The sequence below is a fragment of the Cronobacter universalis NCTC 9529 genome (genome assembly GCF_001277175.1).
In the GTDB taxonomy this organism is placed as follows: domain Bacteria; phylum Pseudomonadota; class Gammaproteobacteria; order Enterobacterales; family Enterobacteriaceae; genus Cronobacter; species Cronobacter universalis.
In genome coordinates this window covers 60623-79349 of sequence record NZ_CP012257.1, presented here as the reverse complement: position 1 = coordinate 79349, position 18727 = coordinate 60623, and the positions used below count along the sequence as shown (strand labels likewise).

Annotated in this window: 15 protein-coding genes and 1 pseudogene; all 16 read right to left on the bottom strand. The window is 51.9% G+C overall.

Annotated features, from left to right (window positions below; genetic code table 11):
- On the bottom strand, positions 1–432 hold the full coding sequence (locus AFK65_RS00355) for a DcrB-related protein (RefSeq protein WP_007703995.1): 432 nt from the start codon (positions 430–432) through the stop codon (positions 1–3).
- A complete protein-coding gene (locus AFK65_RS00350) occupies positions 429–2360 on the bottom strand; it encodes a type VI secretion system Vgr family protein (RefSeq protein WP_053531606.1) in 1932 nt (643 codons plus the stop codon). Before AFK65_RS00350 ends, AFK65_RS00355 begins: the two co-directional genes overlap by 4 nt.
- 704 nt (positions 2361–3064) lie before the next feature.
- Entirely contained in the window at positions 3065–3583 is a 519-nt protein-coding gene (locus AFK65_RS00345) for a hypothetical protein (RefSeq protein WP_032805090.1), read from the bottom strand.
- Between the two features lie 100 nt (positions 3584–3683).
- Complete coding sequence (locus AFK65_RS00340) at positions 3684–4118, bottom strand: hypothetical protein (RefSeq protein WP_032805088.1); 435 nt, start codon at positions 4116–4118, stop codon at positions 3684–3686.
- 63 nt (positions 4119–4181) lie between these two features.
- On the bottom strand, positions 4182–4721 hold the full coding sequence (locus AFK65_RS00335) for a DUF4303 domain-containing protein (RefSeq protein WP_032805086.1): 540 nt from the start codon (positions 4719–4721) through the stop codon (positions 4182–4184).
- 435 nt (positions 4722–5156) lie between these two features.
- The gene (locus AFK65_RS00330) at positions 5157–5426 is read right to left on the bottom strand and encodes an immunity protein TriTu family protein (RefSeq protein WP_032805085.1); all 270 of its coding nucleotides are present in this window, start codon (positions 5424–5426) and stop codon (positions 5157–5159) included.
- Positions 5427–5471: 45 nt separating this feature from the next.
- Positions 5472–5789: a hypothetical protein gene (locus AFK65_RS00325; protein WP_226993478.1), complete on the bottom strand. Its 318-nt coding sequence runs from the start codon at positions 5787–5789 to the stop codon at positions 5472–5474.
- Between the two features lie 422 nt (positions 5790–6211).
- On the bottom strand, positions 6212–6646 hold the full coding sequence (locus AFK65_RS00320) for a hypothetical protein (protein WP_032805083.1): 435 nt from the start codon (positions 6644–6646) through the stop codon (positions 6212–6214).
- Between the two features lie 323 nt (positions 6647–6969).
- Positions 6970–7167, bottom strand: a pseudogene (locus tag AFK65_RS22390) (RHS repeat-associated core domain-containing protein); the annotation flags it as partial.
- 135 nt (positions 7168–7302) lie between these two features.
- Positions 7303–7758 (bottom strand): hypothetical protein, encoded by a 456-nt coding sequence (locus AFK65_RS22165; protein ID WP_226993476.1) that lies wholly within the window; start codon positions 7756–7758, stop codon positions 7303–7305.
- Positions 7752–11720, bottom strand: coding sequence for an RHS repeat-associated core domain-containing protein (locus AFK65_RS00305; RefSeq protein ID WP_236612744.1), 3969 nt, complete (start codon positions 11718–11720; stop codon positions 7752–7754). The genes AFK65_RS22165 and AFK65_RS00305 overlap by 7 nt, the downstream gene beginning before the upstream one ends.
- Positions 11721–11947: 227 nt before the next feature.
- Positions 11948–12628, bottom strand: coding sequence for an ankyrin repeat domain-containing protein (locus AFK65_RS00300; protein ID WP_007703928.1), 681 nt, complete (start codon positions 12626–12628; stop codon positions 11948–11950).
- Between the two features lie 97 nt (positions 12629–12725).
- A complete protein-coding gene (locus tag AFK65_RS00295) occupies positions 12726–14021 on the bottom strand; it encodes a DUF4150 domain-containing protein (protein WP_007703926.1) in 1296 nt (431 codons plus the stop codon).
- The gene (locus tag AFK65_RS00290) at positions 14014–15168 is read right to left on the bottom strand and encodes a DUF2169 family type VI secretion system accessory protein (protein ID WP_007703924.1); all 1155 of its coding nucleotides are present in this window, start codon (positions 15166–15168) and stop codon (positions 14014–14016) included. Before AFK65_RS00290 ends, AFK65_RS00295 begins: the two co-directional genes overlap by 8 nt.
- A gap of 1 nt (position 15169) precedes the next feature.
- A complete protein-coding gene (locus AFK65_RS00285; protein ID WP_053531605.1) occupies positions 15170–17308 on the bottom strand; it encodes a type VI secretion system Vgr family protein in 2139 nt (712 codons plus the stop codon).
- 315 nt (positions 17309–17623) lie between these two features.
- A complete protein-coding gene (locus AFK65_RS00280) occupies positions 17624–18709 on the bottom strand; it encodes a hypothetical protein (RefSeq protein ID WP_038858469.1) in 1086 nt (361 codons plus the stop codon).
- Positions 18710–18727: the final 18 nt, after the last annotated feature.

Below are 18727 nucleotides of genomic sequence, written 5' to 3'. Positions count from 1 at the left end.
TTACGCTCCCTCTCCCGGCGTAAATTCGAGACCCGCTTTAATGGACTCCCATACCGCCAGCGCGTCTTCATCAAAGGGCGCGTTGCGGCTCATCGCCATCACCAGCAGGTGATCGTCAAGCATCGTCGCGATTAACTGCTCGTAAACGGTCACGCTGTGATTATCAAAACGCAACGCCACCTCCTGCGCAGGCCTGCCGCCCAGCTGAGTGTTAATCACTTCGCCGCCAGAAAACTTTTTCATGTCGCGTTTAAGTTTGGCGACCTGGCCTTTCAGGTACGCTTCTTCTTCGCCAGGCTTGACGTCCCACGCGCGGGTCAGCACCAGAGAGGCGCGCGCTTTCGGCAGCGTCAATATCGTCATGCTGCGATCCTGCACGGCTTCCGGCAGCGTCAGCGTCCCTTCTGATAACGTATATTTCACCTGGCTCATGCCTGTCCCTCTCCGTCGGAATTAAATGTTTTTGCCACTTCGTTCTGGATATCCCCAGGCGTCGGCGCGACGTTTGATGCTTTGTCCGGTTCCTTCTTGAGGTTCAGATCGAGCGTGCCGCCGGTATTGATTTGCCCTGTGCCGCTGGCGTTGATCGCGAATTTTGTACAGTAGAGATTGACCTCGCCGTTCGCGCTCATCTCCAGCACCGAATCGCCCGTGACCAGGCGAATGCCGGTCGCGGAAGAAACGGTCACCGTGCCCTGGCCTTTGATGTCGTACTGCCCCCCGACCAGCTCATTGCGGCTCATCTGAATGGCGTGTTCCTGCTTGCCTTCAACCTTGCCGGTGTAGTCCTGCTTAACAGAAAGTATCCGCGAGCCGCCGACGCTGTGGGTTTCATCTTTTTTCACTTTGGTATCGAGGTTGCGCTCGGCCTGCAGCCACACCTGCTCCTCGCCTGCCTTGTCCTCAAAGCGCAGGGCGTTGGCGTTATCCGGCGAGCCGTCCTTCGAGCGGCTTAAAAAACCCATCTGCGTCGCGGCCGCCGGCAGCGCCCACGGCGGCATGCTGGCCTCGTTATACACGCGGCCCGTTATCAGCGGGCGGTCCGGGTCGCCGTTGATGAAATCCACCACCACCTCGTCGCCCACGCGCGGTATCTGCACGCCGCCAAAACCCTGGCCCGCCCAGGCGCTGGAGACGCGCACCCAGCTCGAACTGGTGTCGTCGCCCTTGCCCAGACGGTCCCAGTGGAACTTCACCTTCACGCGGCCATATTTGTCGGTCCAGATGCTCTCGCCCTGCGGGCCGACCACCTTCGCCGTCTGCGGGCCGTAGGTGCGCGGCCACGGCGTCTTCTGCGCCGGGCGGTACGGCACATCCGCCGGTATCACCTCAAAGCGGATTTCATGCAGGGTGTTGCTGTCCGGCCCGCTGGCGTAGCGGTTCTCTTCAAAGCGGTAATGCGCCACGGTGGTGAGGTATTCGCCGTTATCGCCGAAGAACGGGGCGTTGCGCAGCACAAAGGTGTGACCCGGCGCGATACCGAGCGCCGTCGCGGTGCCCTGGGTCTGGCGGTGCTCCACCTGCCAGCGCTCCTGGCGGATGCGGGCATAGAACTCCCCGTGGCCGTGCTCCACAAAACGGCCCGGCCAGTCGTAGACGTCAATGCTCCCCGGCTGCGGCGACAGCGGGTTCTGCCGCGCCTGGAACAGCCAGGCGTTCGGCTTGCGGAAGTCGTAGTCGTCGAGGCTGTAGATGCCCGGCGTCACGCTGTCCTCCAGCGCCCACTGGCTGATACCCTCTTCGTCGGTTGAACCACCGGAAGGGGTCACATGGTAGGGAATGGTCTCGTAGCCCGGGAACGGCTCATACTGGCCGGGGGCGTCGGTGAGGATGAGCGTGTGGCGGTCCTGCTCGTGGCGGAAGTGGTAGGCGATGCCCTCCAGCTCCAGCAGGCGGCTGATGAAATCGAGGCTGCTCTCCTGGTACTGCACGCAGTACTCCCAGACGCGGTAGCTGCCCGAGAGCCGCTCTTCCATGTTCACCCGGCTCTCGCCCAGCAGGGTTTTCACTATCTGCGGCACCGTCTGCCCCTGGAAGATGCGCAGGTTACGGTCGCGCTGCATCGGCCACAGGTCCGGCTCCACCGTCAGCTCATAGGCCGCGTAGCGGGTGCCGGAGAGCTCCACCGCGCTCACCGCCACGCGGGTCACCTTGCCGTTGAGGTAGCGCGGCGTCATCAGCGCCTGGGTCGGGATGGTCACCGTCACCGGCTGGCCCAGCAGCGCGCTGCGGTCGGCGCGTGCATCGGTGCCGAGCAGCGTCAGGGTGAACATGAACGGCTCCGACAGCGCCTCGCGCCCGGAGAGTTTCCAGAAAAGCAGCCCCTCGACCGGGAGCTGAACGGTGATTCGGTTAAACATAACTTCCATCCCTATGTGTATATGCGGTGCATACCAGAGCCGGAGACATCCACCTGGCTATGCCCGTAAATCACAGCACAGCAGCAAATGACGCATACCTTTCAGGCTTCTGGCCGCGCAGCAGACACTCTGCCAGAAACACTTTGCAGTTTTAGTTAATTTCATATTGCAGGCGACATGAAATTTCATAATACGGCTACCGCTGCCATAGCCTCGATCGAGGTTAAGCCATATCAGGAAATGTCAGGTAACGAAGCGGTAAAAAAGACGCTATACAAACGCCACGCGCTTGCTGTGTAAATATACCAATAAGTGACTCACCGAAAAACCGCCATTATTCTGAATATACAGACTATTCTGATTCCACTGAGCGTAAGGATTGATGGTTGGGATAAATTCTGGCGACTCGCGCACTATTTTTATGGAGAGTATCACTAATAACGCGCTGAAATATTCATGAAAGAAAGAGAATTTTCTTTTACTTACCGCGCTGAGAAAGGCTTTTTATATGAAAGGATAATATTTAGCTTAGGGGAACCACTAATTATGGTGGGTCGGGCAAATAACGGATTATTTACCCCGGCACAGGAGAGGTTTTTTGCATGATTTGGGGTAACAGACGCCTTTGCGCCGTGCGGCTGTGCGCGCTCAACGGCAAGCGCGAAGCGCTTCGTTCTGTCGGCACACACGGCAAGCGCCCGGCGTTACTTCTCCCGGCTGATAATGACGTCGTTTAAGCAATCTGGCGTTTTCGCGCTAAAGCTGAACGTGACAGCCTCGCCAGACGCACCGGCAGGCGTGGTGTAGCTGGTCACTTCATTCTCGGAATGACCGCGCGGGGTGTCGGTTATCGTCAATACGGGGTAATGCTGTTTCACGTCATTAAGCGTCAGGCACGCCCCCTGCCAGTGAGAGATAAACAGCAGCGTCTTCTCCTGCGGATCTCTGCTCAGCCGCAATTCAATATCGGTCAGCTTCCCTGCGGCAGTAAACACGACATCTTCCGCCCGGTAAAAATTGATGTATTCGTTCTGAGAATTTAGCTGGAATGCTAAAGGCGCGTGGTTAAGCGTGGCGACGTTGATATCCGCTAAGGATGACCGCATCGCACCAATAAACTGCCAGAGGCTGGCGGAGGTTGTGCTGGCTGAAGCGCCGCTGATCATTAACATCGTTATTAACGCAGCGGTAATGGCCTTTCCGGTATGGCGAATGAAAATCATATTATCCTTAATGTCTGACGTTGGGGTTTCATTTATTCACTATGAATCATCTTATTAATGTCGGGCAGGCAGCAGATAGCGGTTTATCAGTGTAATACCGTTACCTGGATTGCATACCAACACGGTTACGAGTCAGGGTAAATGTTTGCGGCGCATAATAGCCACCTTTTACAGGAACCTTGATGAGCCGCCACGTCATCCTGTCGCCTTCAACCTCAAGACTCGCCTGCCCGTTAACGCCGCCGAAAGTGGAATCAAACGCCACATCGGCCCGGTTGCCCGTACTGGTACCGCGCAAATTCGTCTCCCCGGGCGCGGCGCAGTCGATACGGTTGCAGCGCTGCGTGATGTAACAGTAAGTGCCGTTTATCACCTGCGCGTTTTGCTTCAGGTCCAGCGTTAGCACAGATCCTGCCGCATTCTCGCCTTCCCACTGGCCGGAAAACCTTTCATCAGCGAACGCACTCAGGCTACAGAGAGCCAGAAAAAGTAAGAGCTTTTTGGGATGACGCAGCATGAGCGTTAAAGGCATCATATCAGTCCTTGAATGCGCGGTATGGCAGGGATGTAGTTTTTTATAAATATCAGGAAGCTAGTGTTATAAAAAATACTTATAAGTCTTAATGAACCAACTCAGATTATCTGAAGGCTCATTAATTTCTAACGCAGAAGCATGATCAATTTCCGGTTCGCCGGGGATAGTAATATAAAAGACAATATTATTTACGTTACTGCCGAGAGAGACACATAGCTGTTGTTTTGCCTTTTTCATGGCACTTACATAGAGATTAATATTTCTTCTTCTTTCAGGATCAAAGTCATATCCTTCAGGCAGTAAAGGAAGAATATCTTCATTATAATGCTCCATCATTATAGTTGTGAAAGAACGGACGCCGACATCATCATTATCATCAAAAAAACCAAGCACCCAGGAATACCCCTCCCACTCAATGCCCTTATGCATATTTTCAATACTTACCTTTGTAGATATAGCCATATAGCTTGAAAGAGCGTCATCATCTAATACTAATACCACAGCGTAGATTTCATCACCCTGATATTTTTCGTGTAAAGCGGAAAACTCTTGCTGGATTAAAAGGTTAAGTACTTCTTGCTGATAATTATGCCACGAACCCATAGACACCCCGTAATTATTATAAAATCAAACTGATAATCAAAGTCTGTACATCCTGTTCGCTTCGCCATCGAATAAGCGGGCTATGTCTTTAATATTATCCCAGACAATTAGCTTCTCATCCATTATTGCTTTAATAAAAATAGCATTCTTAAATAAAAGAGTAAATCTCATCATTAAAATGATTAACTAATTTAAAGGAATCATTATCCACAGAATTCTATAAACTTTTCAAAAGAGTTCCATAATTCATGAATAAAATATAACTTTACTACCTAAAAAAGATCGGCCAATATTTTTCTTCTGGTTGTTTCAGAATGACTGGTAACATTATCCTTTACTTAATGATGGCAGAGGTTAAAGAGCCAATTCTTTGATATTTATCACCTTAAATAACCACTAAAAATAACTGAGGAAATAATTTCACTCTCCGTTTTTTTAATTTATATTCCTTATAAACACATTAAATATATCTATAAGCTCATTGTAGCTCGAAAATTCATCTCGTTGGTTAAGCTTATACCTCCCTGTTTCGGCATCCATTATTTCTGACATACAACTTAAATCATCCCAAACGGTAAACCTACAAATAAACCTATCATTATCAAAATCTATGACAATACTTTCCGAATATTCATTTTTATTATGAACAATATCTAAATCTAAATCAGTTTTTTTGCGCACCCAACACTCAAAGTTTTCTAACATCTCCTTTTAACCTCTCCATTAACTTTCTCGCCCCGGCTTTTTTATTTATTTGTTTTCCAATATATTCAAACCATCATTCAATATTTTTGTATTATTTACATCTCCGCCACGATCTATATATGACGACCATTTTGGATAGTACTCTTTAAATAATAAGTTACCGACATCAGTAAGATCAGAACTATATAAGATAAGATCTTCTTTCAAGCTACCATCATCTTTAAATGGTTCAATCCTAATCAACCCATTTTCCTTGAGAAACGTCATTAACACTATCGTTATTTTTGTTATTTGTTCACGATAAGGTAGATTCTTGCTTCTTTTCAACAAAGTTGTGTAATTAAATCTTAACAAATCCATCATATTTATTCCTGGTAATCAAGTCGTATTATTCGAGAGATGCATCAGAAAGTTCTATCAATTTTTTTAGAAGTTCTTCAGCTCGCGGCTATCCGGCAGATTGATGACGGTGCGGTTGCCGAGCTTATCGTAATGATGATAAAGGGAGACCAGGTACGGTATTATAGTTAGGAACTCGGTAGGGTATTGATGACAACGACGAAGTGCAAGAGTTACGGAAGAGCTTTATAGGGTGAAAACGGCGGTAAATAGTTTTAAGGAAAGAATTATTTGATTTATTAAACATCAATGAGAGAAACGCAAGAACTTATGCTGTTTCTGTTTTCATTTATAATTATATATATGTTAATGAAAAGAAATCATTACACTGAAAAAATCAATATGGCAATTTAAAACGAGTTGGGAGATCCCCCCCAACTTAAAAATTACTTAATCCAAACCTTATATCTTTCAGGGTCTCTTAATATTAAAGCTTTCATTTCTTCAAAAATCTCTTTCACCTCTTCCGTATCTGTTTTATATTTTGCCAGCACTTCGCATATGCCATTACAAACATGGCCAAGAATATAGGTGATTTCATCAATGAAAGATTCTATTTTTTTATACGGCAAAAAAATGACAAACTCCACTTTCTTCTTTTTTGATAAAGTAGTAGGTCCTTTAACAACTAATTCTTCATTTTTTGCCGTTGCGGATATTATAAAAACGACAGTGTAGTCACTTCCTGAAAAGAGCTTTTCATAATGCTGGATTTTTTTATTAAGTGAATTCAACATTTCTTCAAGAGGGTTTAGCACGGCATTTGTTATATTATAATTAACCCCAACTTCCGCATATATTTGGTTAAACTTAATTCTCATAGATCACACTTTCCTTTTGGTTTATAACTTTTTTTATTACCTTCAGGTATTTCACCAGTACTTTCATAGTGGGCATCTAGCTTTGCTGTTTCGGCGGCTTTAGCTTTAGATGTTGACTCGTATCCATCTTCTAAAACAGTACCCGCTACTTGCTTATCAGGATATAAGTCACGAAGTTTCCGCACCTGTTGGTGTAAACGTGTTGGAAGCCCTGAACTAATGGTTATTCTATTCATGTCAGCTTTACCGTATTTATATAACTCTCCATCAATCCTAATTTCATAAACACCAAAGTTCCCTGTGGCTGTATTAGTATTGAGATTAGTCAACCCCAGCGGATCCACCCACACCAGCGGGTTCGGCGCATACTGGTAAAGGTTTATCCCGCCCGCGAGCCCAATCGGGTCCTGGCTGATAAAGCGCCCCGCGTCAGGATCATAGTAGCGGAAACGGTTATAGTGCAAACCCGTCTCGGCATCAAAGTACTGCCCCTGGTAGCGTAACGGCTGATACACCGGCTCACCGGCATATATTGAAATATAGTTTTCCTTTTTATAGATTTGGAAAAAGTACTGCTTTTTTCAATAATTAACTTCCAAAAAAATCCAGAACGTAAAAAAGCCCAAGGATTATATAAAATCTTTGGGCTCATACATTCATATTTTATTATAGAAGGATTTCAATTCTTCAGCATACTGCTTATGCTTGGGTATCTTCGATTTCTTTAAATAATCCTCAAGCTTAACTTGATTGTTTTTTAATAGATAGTACTCAATCATATAAGTTATTAGAAAGCTTTTATAAAAAGGAAGCTTTTCAATTATAACATCTTTGTCTTGTTCTTCGTTGTAATCATCAATATCTTCTTCATCAAGACCAAACATCTTAATTCTTACATACTTTATAATATTAACACAATCGTCTACAATTACTTCCTCAAGTTCTTTAAGAGATACATCGGCGTTTTTTATACGATTAGCATCCAAATTAATAACTTGGCTCGGTGGATCACTTTTATTTATTTCAACATTGAGCTCCAAAACAATACTATTTAACAAGTAAGTGTAATTATCAGATTTTATAAAATCTTTAATCTCAGCCGTATTTACCATGAATTAGTTCCTTTTATAATTCTGACCAAGTCATAACCTGTATGCCGATAAGGATCCATAGCTTCGTGTGCCCATGGAGCCGCTTTTTCCAAGTTCCAAGGCTCATTCACCTTTGAAGTTTTAAGTCTTTGTGGCAAACTTCTATGATGTATTTCCAAAGATACATCTCTGATTTCAGCCATGCCCGTTTTACGATTAATTACTTCAACTCGCATTTTAGGTGCCAAGCCTTCTTTCATTCTCGCAATATTTTTAGGTGAATATTTATGAGAGTTTATTTGAGCTTCTTTTTTCCAAAATTCTTTTCTGGCTGAAGACCAACACTTTAACCCCAGCGGATCCACCCACACCAGCGGGTTCGGCGCATACTGGTAAAGGTTTATCCCGCCCGCGAGCCCTATCGGGTCCTGACTGATAAAGCGCCCCGCGTCAGGATCATAGTAGCGGAAGCGGTTATAGTGCAAACCCGTCTCGGCATCAAAATACTGCCCCTGGTAGCGTAGCGGCTGATACACCGGCTCGCCGGCGCGTGTCACGATGTGTTCCACGCGAAGCGTGTTGCCCCAGGCGCGGTATTCGGCCCGCCAGGCGATTTCGCCGCCCGCGCCCGTCAGCTCGCGCGGCATCCCCGACACATCGTTGTGATACCAGTACACCTCTGCGTCGTGTTCGGTGTCGCCCTTGCCCAGACTGATTTGCGCCAGCGGCGCGAAGCTGTCGTCTTCGTAAATCCACAGGTGGCTGCGCCCGCCGCGTGATTCACTCAGCAGGCGGTTGCCGTCCCACACAAACGTCGTCACGCCAAACGCGTCCTGCTTCCAGCTGCGTCTGCCGAAAGCGTCATAACCGTAAGTGGTGCGCTGCTCGGCGCCGTTACGCACCGTGACGGATTCCGCCAGCTGATGCTCCGCATTCCAGCGGAACTGCTGCTGCGTGTGCCGCGCCGTCAGCTTCGTGATGACGTTGCCGAAATTATCGTAATCCCAGCGTTTGTCCTCATACACGCGCAGGCGGTTGTCGTGTAGCGGCGCCGCGCCGGTGTCGCTCAGGAGGTTATGGGCCGGGTCAAAAGCGAAATGCTCTTCGCGGGCGCGGGTCAGGCGGCCCAGCGCATCGTAGTCGTAGCGATGCTCGCCCGTGTATTTATCCACCATCTGCAACAGCTGGCCGTCGCGCCGCCAGGCGTAATCGCGCGCGACCGCGATTTTCCCGTTACGCCCCGCGCGCTGGCTGACCAGCCGCCCCATTTCATCATGGACATACTCGCTGCTGATGGTGCCCTGCGTGCGGCGAACTTCCCGGTGCAGCACATCGCGCTCGCTTTCGCTGATAACCCGGCTGCCGAGGTTCACCTGAATACGGTGGCCGCTGCCGTAGTAGAAGTTTTTCAGCTCGCGGCCATCCGGCAGGGTGGTGACGGTGCGGTTGCCGAGCTCGTCATACTGATGACGTAATTCGTGGCTGACGCCGCGAATAAGGTTACGTTCGAGCGTCAGTTGCCCGGCGGCGTCCCACTCCAGCTCCACGCGGCCGCCGTGGTTGATGCCCGCAATCAGCCGCCCAACGGAATCATACCGGTAACGCGTGCGCTGCCACTGATCCTCGCCGCTGCGCGCGACCAGTTTTTCCAGCAGCCTCCCGGCCTCGTCACGCTGGTAATGCGTGCGGATGACGGTGCCGTCTCCGTTGCCTTCTTCCTCGCGCACCGTCGGGAAGCCGCCCGCGTCATAGCGGTAACGGGTGGTGCAGCCGTCAAACCCGGTCTCGCGGATGAGCGAGTCGCGCAGGTCATATTCCATCTCATAACGCGCGCCGTTTTCATTGATCAGCGTGGTCAGACGGCGCGCCAGATCATATTCATATTTCACCTGATGCCCGAGCGCATCAATACGCGCCAGCGGCAGGCCATCCGGCGCCAGTTTCCATTGCGTAAGCTGCCCCTGCGCGTCGCGCCAGGCGGTAAGGCGCTGCCAGCGGTCAAACTCAAAGGTCTCCGTGGCGCCATCCGGGTGAACAATGCTCAGCGGCAGGCCATCCTGCCGGTTGTTTATCAGCGTGCGGTTGCCCGCCGCGTCGATCTGCTCTTTGAGCCAGCCATATTTGTCATAGCCGAAGGTGGTGGTACGCCCCGAACAATCCGTGTGGCTGATAAGAAAGTTGGCGCTGTTCCAGGAGAGACGCTGAATACCCGACGCCGCATCGCGAATGCGCACCAGGTTGCCGCGATCGTCGTGGTTATATTCCGTGATACGACCCAGCTCATCCATGAAACGAATCAGGTTACCGGCGACGTCATAGGCGTATTCGCGCGTGCCGCCCTGCATATCGGTGACGCGCACCGGCAGGTTCCAGCGCTCGTGGTAGTCGATGCGCGTCATCTGCCCGTCCGGCTCGGTCACGGCGGTACAGTTGCCGCGCTCATCGTAACGGTAGCGCGTGACGCGGCCCGCCGGGTCGGTCAGTTGCGTCATTTGCCCGCGAACGTTGCGACGGAACCGGGTATAGCCGCCAGCGGCGTCCTGATAGGCCAGCAGCTCATGGTTGTCGTCATACTCGTACCGCGTCACGCGCCCTAATGCATCAGTCACCGTGGTGCTGGCGGCGCCATATTCAAACCGCCATTCGCCGCCGAGACTGTCGCGATGCGCCAGCACTTTCCCGGAGGGCTCGTGTTTATCGTAGTGATAGAAACACTCCATTTCGCCAGCGCGGCGGTGCGCCACCATGATGTGGTTGCGGTAACGGAATTCGCGCAGCACCTCGCCCAGGCCATTCCTGACGGCGATGAGATCGCCCTGCGGCGAATAGTCATAGCGGCACAGGCTTTCGGCGCTGAGCGGGTCGGAGGGGTGACAGACGCTGACGCCGACAATACGTTCAACCGTGTCGTTATCCGCAAGCGTGAGCCTGCCAAAATGAACGATAAAACGCCGTCCGGCGCTGTCGGTTATCTGTTCAGGCTGATGATGAGCGTTGTAGTGCAGCGTCAGGCGGTTGTCATGCCGGTCGCTTATCGCCGTGAGCAGCCAGCGGCCCGGCTGCGCCTGGTGCGTAAAATGCCAGCAGCGCGCTTCATCGGCGGTAAAAATACGGAACTCGCCCGGCAGTGGCTGCGAAAGCGAAAGCTGTTCATAGCGGTGCAGCCTCGGCGGGTGGCCCGGCTCTGGCCACGGGAACTCGATTTCGCGCCCCTGTTCATCGATAAACAGCAGGATGTCATCCTGCGCGCGAACCTCCAGCGACAGCGGTAAAAACCACCCCTGCCCGAGCCAGCCGTTGCCGATTTCATCGGAAAAGTAATACCGCTGCCAGTTAAGCGGCACGGATGCCGGGAAGGAAAAGTCGTTATCTTCATTACCGAACAGGACTTTGATGCCCAGAATAGCGTTGACCGGGCTGCCGACCAGCGGCTCGACCGCGGCGGTATTCGGGATTTTGCACGGCTCGGTCTCTTTTTTCGCCTTGCCTTTATCGCTGCCGCCCTTCTCGCTGCCCGCTTTTTTGGCTTTGACCGCGTCTTCCGCGCCTTCTTTGGCGGCTTTGCCTTCGGCTTTGGCTGCCGCTTTCTCCGCTTTAAACGCGGATTTTTCGGCGAGTTTCGCGGTTTCTTTTACCAGCCCTTTCGTCGCGCTGGCCGCTTCTATCGCTTTACCGGCTTTCACCGCCATTTTACCGGCTTTAAACGCCGCGCCGCCGCCCGGTACGAAGTTCGCCGCCGCGGAGGCCGCGGATAGCGCCGCGTTGCCGTAGTCGCCTTCGGCGGCATAAATCGCCGCGTTAGCGCCATCCGCCACCACGCCCAGTACCGGCACCGCCCCTAAGACATCCAGCCCGGTATGGACAATATCGCCCCAGTCGCCCCACCAGCTTTTCTTTTTAGGCGGGTTAGCGCTGCCAGCCGCGACCTTGCCTTTCGGTGCTGGCGCATATTGTAATTTACCGATAGTATTTCCTGTCGCCATGTAAATTCCCTGCGATGGATTGCGTGTTCTTAATAAAAGCGTTCAGGTTTATTGCGTTACGCAATAAACGCAATAAACGCAATAATATCTTTTTAAAATGTGCCGGTAATAACGTTACCTTGCATAATAGTAAACGGTGGTATTTAGCATTAAATACCTATCAGAACCGGACGCATCTCAAAAGTAAATATCGCCCCCGGACAGGAGCGATAGAGTAAGAAAATAAATTAATCAGCAGCGGGTGGCCAGTGTAACCCCTTGCGAATAGCGAGTTGACGCACCTCTTCTAGCTTATCCGTCGTTCTTTTATTACTGTCTTTTTCACGCTCGATGGCGTCAGCCAGTAGCTTTCCAAAATTCAGGCCGTTCTGGTTTTCAATATTTGGATTGGCACCATAATTGAGTAAATATTCAACCTGATCCAGCTCCATGCCCGCTAATGCCACCATTAATACCGTTTTCCCGGCACTGTCGGTTTTATTAACATCAGCCCCTGCCGATAGTAGATATTTCATGACGGAAAATGAGTTATCTGAAGCCGAATTAAAAATTAAAGGCTGGTAGTTGGTCATGGCGTTCGGGCTGAGGCCGCCTTCAATCAGCGCTTTGATATAGGCCGGGTTGTTGGAGCTTGCCATCACGGCGGCCGGGCTGCCGAAATCCGGGATCTCCTGAAGCGGATCCGCGCCCGCTTTCACAAGCGCCGTCACAATCTCCAGCGATGTCGCATCGCCATTGGTCGCCTCTAAGAGCGCATACATCAGCAATGTCATTTCCTGACTGCCAGGTTTATTTAAGCTTGTGCTTTTGGCTAATGCTTTTACTTCGGAAAGATTATGCTCGGCAATGGCCTGAGCAAGCTGTAATTGCGTACCGCTAAAATAAACTTCCGGCGCTGCTTGTTTCATATTTGTACTTCCATGACCAGGTATTACGACAGAAAAGAGTGCCAGTCCTGCGAGGAGACTGCAAATTAGCCTTCGGAACGTCTTCATTCTGCTCTCCTTATAAAGCCATCAGTATAGCCTCATCCTCTGCTTTTTCTGCTTCGATACAGGGAATGACCTGGCTCATAAAATGGCGGTTAATTGGGTTGCCCTGGCCGCCCGACATATCGTGTTTGATGCCCACTGCTGCGGGTAGCGCGGCAATAACTAACCCTACGCCCGCGCCAATAATCCCGCCAAACACTCCGCCGAGTTTTGCGCCCAGTGCGCCCAGCGCCCCGACCACACCTATCGTGCCCAGCACGCCTGGCTCCTGCAGGCCGGTTAACACTTCGCCTTTAACGCGGTAAGCGTTGATGTTCTCTGACGTGACGCTCTTCTCAAGCACTTTGCCGCCGTATTTCTCGACCGTTCCGCTGTTAAGGCCCGCCGCGTTGAACGTCCAGCCCGGCTTATTGCTGGCGCGCGAACAGGCGGAGGCGAGCCCGCCGCCCAGGGAATGGCCGACACAGTCAACGGGCGCGGGAGATCTTTTCAGAGAAGCTCCAATTTCAACTGCTTTTTTATAATACGGGTTGCTGACACCAAACGCCTGTTTGGCATTGACGCCCCAGTCCGGCCCCGACTGCGTGCCGCGAAAGACCACCGAAGGTTTCATATCCTTGCCAAACACCGCTTCGTCTGGCTCATACATCCGCGCACGAAACTGCGGCGCGCCATTGGCACGTAAGTCGTTCGGCGAAAGGTTATATTTCGCGAGCGCCTGCGGGTCGTTAGAGATATCTTTCCACCCTGCCGGGATCTCAGGAGTCGGTTTCGACGGATCGCGGGGCTCATACACGTAATCCGCCAGACGCGCCTTCTCCACCGCCACGTTATTCTGCTCAAGCCGCTGAGCCGCCGCCTGCGCTTTTGGGTCACTGCTCTGTTTACCTTTCGCGATAAGCGCCTTACGCCGCTCCCAGGTCTCTTTCTTAGTGAAGTTTCCGCCACGACCGCCGTTGGCTTTGCCGTTCATGGCGAACGTATCCTGTACGCGGTTAAGTGGACGCCCGCCGACGTTGGTATCCGGGCTGTGTTCGAGCGACCAGCAGTCGCCCTCCACCGTACCGCTGACCACGCCTTTATTGCGTCCCGCCGCATCGCCAATGGTGGTTGGCACAAAGCTCTGGTTATAAACAAAAGCGGGGTTACGGCCAAAATTCACCGAATCAACGGTGCTTTTTGAGGGTTCCAGCGTGGCGGTCACCGGGTAAGGCACCGGCGGCTGGATGCCCGGAGTAAAGCACATATCGGGGGCCAGGCAGACCAGCTTATATTTCCCGTTTTTACGGGCGGCAAAGTTCTCAGCCATGCGCGCTTCTTTTTTCCTTCAGGTTTAACAGCGACGGGGGCAGCGGCAAAAAGTCTGCCGACTCGCGATCGCCCAGCAGTTGCCGCGCGCGTGCGACCTGCGCGTGACGTTCTTCACGCGCGACAAAGCGCAGCTCGGTCATCACCGGCTCCATCAGCTCGGAGATTACCGTACGATAGCTGCAATGCACTTTACGCGCGGGCACGTCCACCACTAGCGTATCGAGCGTCATATCCTGCGCGACCCCGGCCCCTTTCTGCGTCATGATAAAAACAAACAGGCTTTCCACCGGCACCTGAAAGCGAATCTCCTGATCGGCTTTTTCACGCGCAGAGATGAGATATTTCAGCGTTACCGGTATCGCGCTTAAGGGCGCGGGCAGCGGGAACTGCAACAGCGGGTGCGCGCCGCACCAGTAGTCAAAGCGAAAGTCCTTCGGCAAAAAAGGGTGGCGGTTCTGCTTCCAGTTTTCGTCATAGGTACCGGCGTGCTCAATGCGCCCCTTCCAGCCGCGGCCATAGAATCCAAACCCGGCGGCCAGGCCCGCGTCGTCAATCTTCTTCACCGGCTGGGTGACCCACTCAATCTGCGGGGCGGGCAGCCTGTCTTTTTTCAGATGCTTTCTGACCTCGCGCGGGTACCAGCCCATCCCGACCGTGTTTTCCTGGGCTGCGACCACCTGATCGTCCGGCAACGTATACATCCCGCCCGCCGCATATTCGTAGCGCAGCTCCAGCGTCTGAAGGGGTTCAGGATCGGTCAGCCGCCAGCCTGCCATCACGTTCCACCACTCGCGCGGCCCGTGAATGCGTAACAGGCGGGTCGTGTCGCCAATCTGCGCGCCCACCGTAAAGCTGCGCGCGGGTTTATCCTGCGGCGCCCAGGCGCTGGCGTTAATGACGACATCCATCCAGGGTTTATAGGGCGCCAGATCGCTTTCAAACCGGACGCTGCTGTAGCCCGGCTCGCCGTAATGGAGATCCTGTTCAACAAGTTCGCCCTGATCGTCGCACAGCGTCAGCGCGCCCGTGGCGATATCAAGATCGTAACTGACTCTTGCGACAACGGTGCTGAAGCCGTGATCGTTCTGGTCGAACGAATCAAACAGCATGGCCGGAAAGGCGCTGAGATTAGAGAAGTTTTCCATATCAGTTGATATTGATTTCCGTACCGTCGATGTCGATGACCTTCTCGCCGACCATCTTGATTTTGTTGGCGCTGAGCGTAATGGTGCCGTTCTGTTCCAGCACAATCATCGACTCCCCGCAGACCAGCGTGATTTTGTCTTCCGCGCTGAAATCTGCTGTAGTGCCCGCAGACAGGCTGAGATCTTTGCCGGAGTTCACCGAGTATTTGAGCGCCACGTTATGCATCTGCATCGCGCCGACGTTGGTCATCCAGCCTGCGCCGACGTTCAGCACATACGCTGCGCCAATATTGGTGTTTTGCGCGAGGCCAACGTTCAGCATGGAGGCGAGCGCGATGGTTTCGGTTTTGGTCTTATCGACGCGCAGCGTCTGGGCGCCGTTGACGGTCACGCTCTGGTTTTGCCCGATACGCACGTCTTCGTTCTGATCGACCGTCTCGGTACGGTTGGAATGAATCGTGATGGTTTCATTGCCATCCACCGTCTCTGTGCGGTTCTGGTGCACCGTGATCGTTTCATTTTCCACGACCGTTTCCGTGCGGTTTTTCTTCACCGTCGTGGTTTCGTTCGCGCCAATGGTTTTGGTGCGGTTGCTGCCTACCGAATGCGTTTCATCGTTCTCGATTTCGGTATCCATGTTCTTTTCAGCATGCAGCCACACCTGCTCCTCGCCCGCCTTGTCCTCAAAGCGCAGGGCGTTGGCGTTGTCCGGCGAGCCGTCCTTCGAGCGGCTTAAAAAACCCATCTGCGTCGCGGCCGCCGGCAGCGCCCACGGCGGCATGCTGGCCTCGTTGTACACGCGGCCCGTTATCAGCGGGCGGTCCGGGTCGCCGTTGATGAAGTCCACCACCACCTCGTCGCCCACGCGCGGTATCTGCACGCCACCGAAGCCCTGGCCCGCCCAGGCGCTGGAGACGCGCACCCAGCTGGAACTGGTGTCGTCGCCCTTGCCCAGACGGTCCCAGTGGAACTTCACCTTCACGCGGCCATATTTGTCGGTCCAGATGCTCTCGCCCTGCGGGCCGACCACCTTCGCCGTCTGCGGGCCGTAGGTGCGCGGCCACGGCGTCTTCTGCGCCGGGCGGTACGGCACATCCGCCGGTATCACCTCAAAGCGGATTTCATGCAGGGTGTTGCTGTCCGGCCCGCTGGCGTAGCGGTTCTCTTCAAAGCGGTAATGCGCCACGGTGGTGAGGTATTCGCCGTTATCGCCGAAGAACGGGGCGTTGCACAGCACAAAGGTGTGACCCGGCGCGATACCGAGCGCCGTCGCGGTGCCCTGGGTCTGGCGGTGCTCCACCTGCCAGCGCTCCTGGCGGATGCGGGCATAGAACTCCCCGTGGCCGTGCTCCACAAAACGGCCCGGCCAGTCGTAGACGTCAATGCTCCCCGGCTGCGGCGACAGCGGGTTCTGCCGCGCCTGGAACAGCCAGGCGTTCGGCTTGCGGAAGTCGTAGTCGTCGAGGCTGTAGATGCCCGGCGTCACGCTGTCCTCCAGCGCCCACTGGCTGATACCCTCTTCGTCGGTTGAACCGCCGGACGGGGTCACATGGTACGGAATGGTCTCGTAGCCCGGGAACGGCTCGTACTGGCCGGGGGCATCGGTGAGCACCAGCGTGTGGCGGTCCTGCTCGTGGCGGAAGTGGTAGGCGATGCCCTCCAGCTCCAGCAGGCGGCTGATGAAATCGAGGCTGCTCTCCTGGTACTGCACGCAGTATTCCCAGACGCGGTAGCTGCCGGAAAGACGCTCTTCCATGTTCACCCGGCTCTCGCCGAGCAGGGTTTTCACTATCTGCGGCACCGTCTGCCCCTGGAAGATACGCAGGTTACGGTCGCGCTGCATCGGCCACAGGTCCGGCTCCACCGTCAGCTCATAGGCCGCGTAGCGGGTGCCGGAGAGCTCCACCGCGCTCACCGCCACGCGGGTCACCTTGCCGTTGAGGTAGCGCGGCGTCATCAGCGCCTGGGTCGGGATGGTCACCGTCACCGGCTGGCCCAGCAGCGCGCTGCGGTCGGCGCGTGCATCGGTGCCGAGCAGCGTCAGGGTGAACATAAACGGCTCCGACAGCGCCTCGCGCCCGGAGAGTTTCCAGAAAAGCAGCCCCTCGACCGGGAGCTGAACGGTGATTCGGTTGAGCATAACTTCAATCTCTATATTCACGAACAGTCAATGCTGAAAGGAAGGAAAGCCGGATCCGAGGATCTTAAGTTTGAGCATCAAAGTGGTGATTAGTTGACGCAGTGGTCTTATGACAGTGCCGGAAGCGACACCAAAAGCACGCTGAGCTTTTCTCTATTGTTGATTTTCATAACCTTAACGGCAATGCACCACAAAAAGAGAAAATTCTGTTTATTTAGTTTAACTATAGCCTACTGCAAAATATAAAAAATAGCCTATGCGTTATAATAGAGTTTAATAATTTTAAGATAAATTTTATATACAGATAAAAAAGTATTAATTCTCAATAGCACCGCGTTCTTTATCAAAGGTTGCCAAAATTATTTCAAGACATCTAATGTTTGCTTCAAAATAGTAATCTTTGTGGTTCATATGAGGCCCAACCATTTCTGCATAACACCATACGTCATCGCAGCCAAAGACATAAGCCTTGTAAAGCGCACGTACATTTTCAGCGGCGCTTATGATTTCACCATTCCACTCAAAAAGCACATCATCTAAACGTTCATTCATATCATTAACGATATTTTTAGGTCCATCGGCGCTGAGTGCGACTGCATTATCATGTTTATTGAAACGAGATGTAGTCAACATATAAACGTGTTCAGGAGAAGGGTAAGCCACCTTTGAAAAAAAGCATAAATTTATCACACCATGATTAATATCATTAAAGGTATGCTCTACAACCAATCTATTTTCAGCAATTACTTTAGAATTCCATGAGTCAGGGATTTTGAAAGAAATTCCACTATCTGCTCCTAAGCTTATGGAAGTCAGTAACTCAGCCAACATAAGATTACTACGGAATGAAAGATCCCAATTAACCGCCGTGAAATGCATAATATTAGCATTCTTCTCATAATCCTTTTCTGCACAAGATACTTTTAATAGAAAATAATTTCCGCCACCTTTCACAGGATTATAATCTTTTTGTACAGTAAACCTTGAGATTACTTGCTCGCCCGAAGCAAGACGCTTGTATGTAAGAACATCTGCAAACCTTCCAGCTCCGGATGGATGACTGATAATTCTTTGATGGAGAATGTTTTCGCCCATTAGAGAAAGTTTATTATATAACCAGTCAGATGGATTCATTTCCCAAAGGGCGTTTTCATAAGCAATCCATACTTCCATATAAGGAAAGTCACCTTGAGAAATATAACGACCAATATTGATCAATCCTACGTCTTTAAATTCAATAGGTGCAAGCTCTACAGGTTTAACATAATTCGGTAATACAACCCAATAGTGATAATTTTCTTGTGTAGTTCCAGTATACAGACACTTCCAAAAAATCTCTTGCGCTTCTTCTTTTTTAAATCCCTGCGTAATTGGAAAGCTATGTCCAATATCGAAATCCATAAAATAACTCCTTTCAAG

Bases quoted from the DNA above. Each gene is read 5' to 3' on its own strand.
- AFK65_RS00335 (WP_032805086.1), bottom strand. From the start codon at position 4,721: ATGGGTTCGTGGCATAATTATCAGCAAGAAGTACTTAACCTTTTAATC.
- AFK65_RS00330 (WP_032805085.1), bottom strand. From the start codon at position 5,426: ATGTTAGAAAACTTTGAGTGTTGGGTGCGCAAAAAAACTGATTTAGAT.
- AFK65_RS00280 (WP_038858469.1), bottom strand. From the start codon at position 18,709: ATGGATTTCGATATTGGACATAGCTTTCCAATTACGCAGGGATTTAAA.
- AFK65_RS00305 (WP_236612744.1), bottom strand. From the start codon at position 11,720: ATGGCGACAGGAAATACTATCGGTAAATTACAATATGCGCCAGCACCG.
- AFK65_RS00320 (WP_032805083.1), bottom strand. From the start codon at position 6,646: ATGAGAATTAAGTTTAACCAAATATATGCGGAAGTTGGGGTTAATTAT.
- AFK65_RS00290 (WP_007703924.1), bottom strand. From the start codon at position 15,168: ATGGAAAACTTCTCTAATCTCAGCGCCTTTCCGGCCATGCTGTTTGAT.
- AFK65_RS00325 (WP_226993478.1), bottom strand. From the start codon at position 5,789: ATGATGGATTTGTTAAGATTTAATTACACAACTTTGTTGAAAAGAAGC.
- AFK65_RS00285 (WP_053531605.1), bottom strand. From the start codon at position 17,308: ATGCTCAACCGAATCACCGTTCAGCTCCCGGTCGAGGGGCTGCTTTTC.
- AFK65_RS00345 (WP_032805090.1), bottom strand. From the start codon at position 3,583: ATGATTTTCATTCGCCATACCGGAAAGGCCATTACCGCTGCGTTAATA.
- AFK65_RS00350 (WP_053531606.1), bottom strand. From the start codon at position 2,360: ATGTTTAACCGAATCACCGTTCAGCTCCCGGTCGAGGGGCTGCTTTTC.
- AFK65_RS22165 (WP_226993476.1), bottom strand. From the start codon at position 7,758: ATGGTAAATACGGCTGAGATTAAAGATTTTATAAAATCTGATAATTAC.
- AFK65_RS00340 (WP_032805088.1), bottom strand. From the start codon at position 4,118: ATGATGCCTTTAACGCTCATGCTGCGTCATCCCAAAAAGCTCTTACTT.
- AFK65_RS00355 (WP_007703995.1), bottom strand. From the start codon at position 432: ATGAGCCAGGTGAAATATACGTTATCAGAAGGGACGCTGACGCTGCCG.
- AFK65_RS00300 (WP_007703928.1), bottom strand. From the start codon at position 12,628: ATGAAACAAGCAGCGCCGGAAGTTTATTTTAGCGGTACGCAATTACAG.
- AFK65_RS00295 (WP_007703926.1), bottom strand. From the start codon at position 14,021: ATGGCTGAGAACTTTGCCGCCCGTAAAAACGGGAAATATAAGCTGGTC.